The organism is Phormidium pseudopriestleyi FRX01 (assembly GCF_017313335.1).
In the GTDB taxonomy this organism is placed as follows: Bacteria; Cyanobacteriota; Cyanobacteriia; order Cyanobacteriales; family Laspinemataceae; genus Laspinema; species Laspinema pseudopriestleyi.
Genome location: NZ_JAFLQW010000068.1, coordinates 1 through 3,538 on the forward strand (window position 1 = coordinate 1; position 3,538 = coordinate 3,538).

Here is a 3,538-nt window from a genome sequence, read left to right on the forward strand (position 1 = left end):
GTAGAGGCGATGCGCGAATTGCCCCTACCGTTCTAAAGGTGATGGGTAACCCCTGATTAGGGCGTGGGTAGGGGGAGTTGACTGGGATTGAGACGGACCCGGGGTTTAGAGATGATGGCTAAGGGGTCGCCGATGGTGGTGATTTTCCAGGGTGGGGATTCGAGTTGGCGGGCGGCGATCAGGAAAGGGGTGGTTCGTTTGAGGCGTCGGGCGAGGAGGGTGGGCGGGATAAAGGCGGTTAAGAAGGGTTCATGGACGCTGCCAACATATAAATATGCGCCATTTTCTAGCCAGCGACCCGCGACGGTATTGCGATCGCCTGGAGTGGTGGCGGACCAACTATGAATAAAATGCACGATCGCCGGATATTTGAGTTGCGGAATATCCTCCACCGAGGCATCTCCTCCTCCTGCTGCAAATACGGTAGACATTCCTTTAGAATTCACCCATATCGTATCAAAATTGAGGTCTGTTTCTCCCAGTTGTTTCCAGGTTTGTACCGTCGCTTGGGGTCGTTGAATCACCTGAACATTCAGGCCCATTTCCGATAACAAAACAGCCGCTTCGTTCATTTCATATTGAATCCAGGGTTCTTTTTGGGGATAGCTATCATAAAATAGGGCAGTTTCAGCATCGATAAAAATGGCAGACATAGCTTGATAAACCGACCGGGCGGGAGTTCCATAAATCCAGCCGACGATTGCCCAGCGATCGCCCGTTTCATTGCGTCCCAATCCATCAGTTACGGCTAAATCTACATTGGCATTTTCAGGAGATTGATATTTAACCGCTAATTCTTTCACCAGGGTCACGGTATCGATCGCATCTCCGAGAGTATCGTAGGCATATCCGGTGTCTTTGACCAGGGTTTCTATCTGGGTTTTTAAAACCGTCCAAGTAGCCAAGTCTAAGCGGTCATTGGCTTGTCCAAAATCCCCTTCTAAAAACACCAAAGGCTGACCGCGATCGCTGGCTAAAGCCACTGCCGCAGGCCATGCGGGGTCCGTTAGAGAGGTAACGATCGCACCAAGCGGTTCCCATCCCAAATTATCCCATTGGCTATTTAGGGAAAAGCGATTAGGGGCATCCCAGGCCGTAGCAACAGCATTTTGCATCGCTTGTCGCAAAGCAAAACCCGTGGGTAAGGGAGTATTAACAGCCGGTAAGCGAACGATTTCTGCCGGTTGGAAGCGATCGAGAAACAGCTTGGTATATTGAGTATCTTCGATTAAAATCGGCCAGCGACCTTGAAGACTCCATTGGCGAATGGCGAACAGAAAAGTCGCCTCATCGGGAACGAGGACCACGCGGTCCACCGTCGGAACGCGATCGCGCAATTTCGCAATTTTTAGCCCACTTTGGACAGCCCAAGGTTCGTTTTTGGCCGATTTTGGTAACGCAAAGGGTTTCGGTTCTAGGGATCTATAAATCCACCAAGACCCAGGGACCATAACAACGATTGCCAGACAGTACCATTCTAATAGCCAGCGCTTGCCCATGTTTTTCAGAAAAGATAGGGGGGATGGTTATTGGTCATTGGTCATTGGTCATTGGTTATTGGTCATTGGTCATTGGTTATTGGTCATTGGTCATTGGGGGGATTTTGGTTCACTTCCTCTGGGGGTGGGACTGAGAAAAACTGATACCAAATCCGGTTGGTAAAAGTCGGTTTTCGCTTTTAGCCCGCGCAGGCGGGCTTTGTCCGTGTAGACCCACCCTTCAGGGTGCGGGTTTTTATAGACCTTTGACTGTAACGTAACTAACATTATCTTACGCTTTGACCAAAAATCTGCCACATCGGAGAAAAAAACCCTGTAACCGCTTACAGTCAAAGGAAACTGGCCTCCTCAACCTCAGAGGTTTACCAAGAGTGCAGCAATTTTGGGACTCAGGGATGTCAAGATCGAGGATGAAATGAAGAATATTCCTCCACTTTGACTCAAACTTATGACAGAACTGCCACTCTCGATCGCCCAGCATTATCACGATCGCACCAAATACGATCCAGATACCCTAGGGGCCAAAAGTCATCAACTCGATTGGGAAAATCAGCCGGTCCCCTTCAAAGAATATAAAATCGGGGCCACAATTGACCTCAAACCCTATCTAAAAAAAGAACCCGATGGCGGGAAAGATGTCGCCCGCAAAGGATTAAATCGACTCTCACGGTTGCTATTTTGCACCTATGGTTTAACCGCGAAGCTGGCAACCATGACTGGAGGTCAAATCTATTTAAGATCCGCACCCTCTGCCGGAGGACTGTACCCCGCAGAACTGTACTTAATCTCCAAGGGAACCCCCCAATTACCGCCCGGTTTGTATAACTATCAAGCCGGAAATCATTCTTTAATTCGATTTTGGGATAGCGATGTGTGGCCCGCCTTACAAGCGGCTACCTTTTGGCATCCGGCGTTAGAACATACCCGACTGGCGATCGCCACCAGTGCAGTATTCTTTCGGTCCGCTTGGCGTTACCAAGACCGCGCCTATCGCCGGATTTTTCTGGATACCGGACATCTGTTAGGCAATCTCGAACTTGCTGCTTCCTTAACAGATTACCGCCCTCATCCGATCGCCGGATTTCACGATGATGCACTCAATGAGTTGCTTTACCTCGACCCCACTCAGGAATCTTTGATTACCTTTATCCCCCTTGCGGATTTGCTCGATATCGACCAAAATCTGCCAAAATATCACACCGCCTTACCTTCAGCAACCCAGACTGATTATCCCTCGATTCCCGATGGAGAATTGCTGGATTATTGCCATCAAGCGACCAAAATCAACTCAGACAAGACAGGAATCGGGGGATGGTCTCTCAGTGAGAAGGAAGAACCAGAGGAGGATAAATATAACTTCCCCTTCTGTAGTAAAGTCTCGACTAAAACTCGCCCAATTGACTGGCGAACTAATTTAGAAGGGCTGGAAAACACCATTTTGAAACGGCGATCGACTCGCGCCTATTCCGGTGCACCGCTGTCCTTTGATGAATTGAAGGCATTGTTGGATTTTACCTATCATTCGGAACATTACACCTATCAGAATTTAGATGGCTATCCTGACTTTTTTGATTTAGAGGATATTCAAACCTTTATTGCCGTTTCATCGGTGACAGGTTTAGATGAAGGCTGTTATTATTACGCGCCGAAAGCGGAGGAATTGCGGCAAGTTCGGTTTAAAAATTTCCGCCGGGAATTGCATTATCTGTGTTTAGGCCAAGATTTGGGACGAGATGCTTCGGCGTTGGTGTTTCATACGGCAGATTTAAAGAAGGCGATCGCAAAATATGGCGATCGGGTTTATCGTTACCTACATTTGGATGCGGGACATCTGGGACAACGGCTGAACTTGGCGGCGATTTATATGGGATTAGGAGTCAGTGGCAGCGGAGGATTTTTTGACGATCGCCGCCCGAAATGGCATTTTTGATGATGTTCTGCGCGTGGACGGATTAACTGAACCCCTGGGTACCCCTACCCTATTCATCCAACCCGAACAGGGTGTTAATCGTGCCGAATGGCAAATTAAGCCTTACAAA

At 48.6% G+C, this 3,538-nt stretch carries 2 protein-coding genes; one reads left to right on the forward strand and one right to left on the reverse strand.

Annotated features, from left to right (window positions below; genetic code table 11):
- Window positions 1–56 precede the first annotated feature (56 nt).
- Window positions 57–1,499, reverse strand: coding sequence for a hypothetical protein (locus J0895_RS02955; RefSeq protein ID WP_207086642.1), 1,443 nt, complete (start codon window positions 1,497–1,499; stop codon window positions 57–59).
- Window positions 1,500–1,947: 448 nt separating this feature from the next.
- On the opposite strand from J0895_RS02955, the gene J0895_RS02960 reads away from it, so the two are divergent.
- The gene (locus J0895_RS02960) at window positions 1,948–3,429 is read left to right on the forward strand and encodes a SagB/ThcOx family dehydrogenase (RefSeq protein ID WP_207086643.1); all 1,482 of its coding nucleotides are present in this window, start codon (window positions 1,948–1,950) and stop codon (window positions 3,427–3,429) included.
- Window positions 3,430–3,538: the final 109 nt, after the last annotated feature.

Excerpts from the sequence above, each read along its gene's own strand:
- J0895_RS02955 (WP_207086642.1), bottom strand. The coding sequence starts at position 1,499 with ATGGGCAAGCGCTGGCTATTAGAATGGTACTGTCTGGCAATCGTTGTT.
- J0895_RS02960 (WP_207086643.1), top strand. The coding sequence starts at position 1,948 with ATGACAGAACTGCCACTCTCGATCGCCCAGCATTATCACGATCGCACC.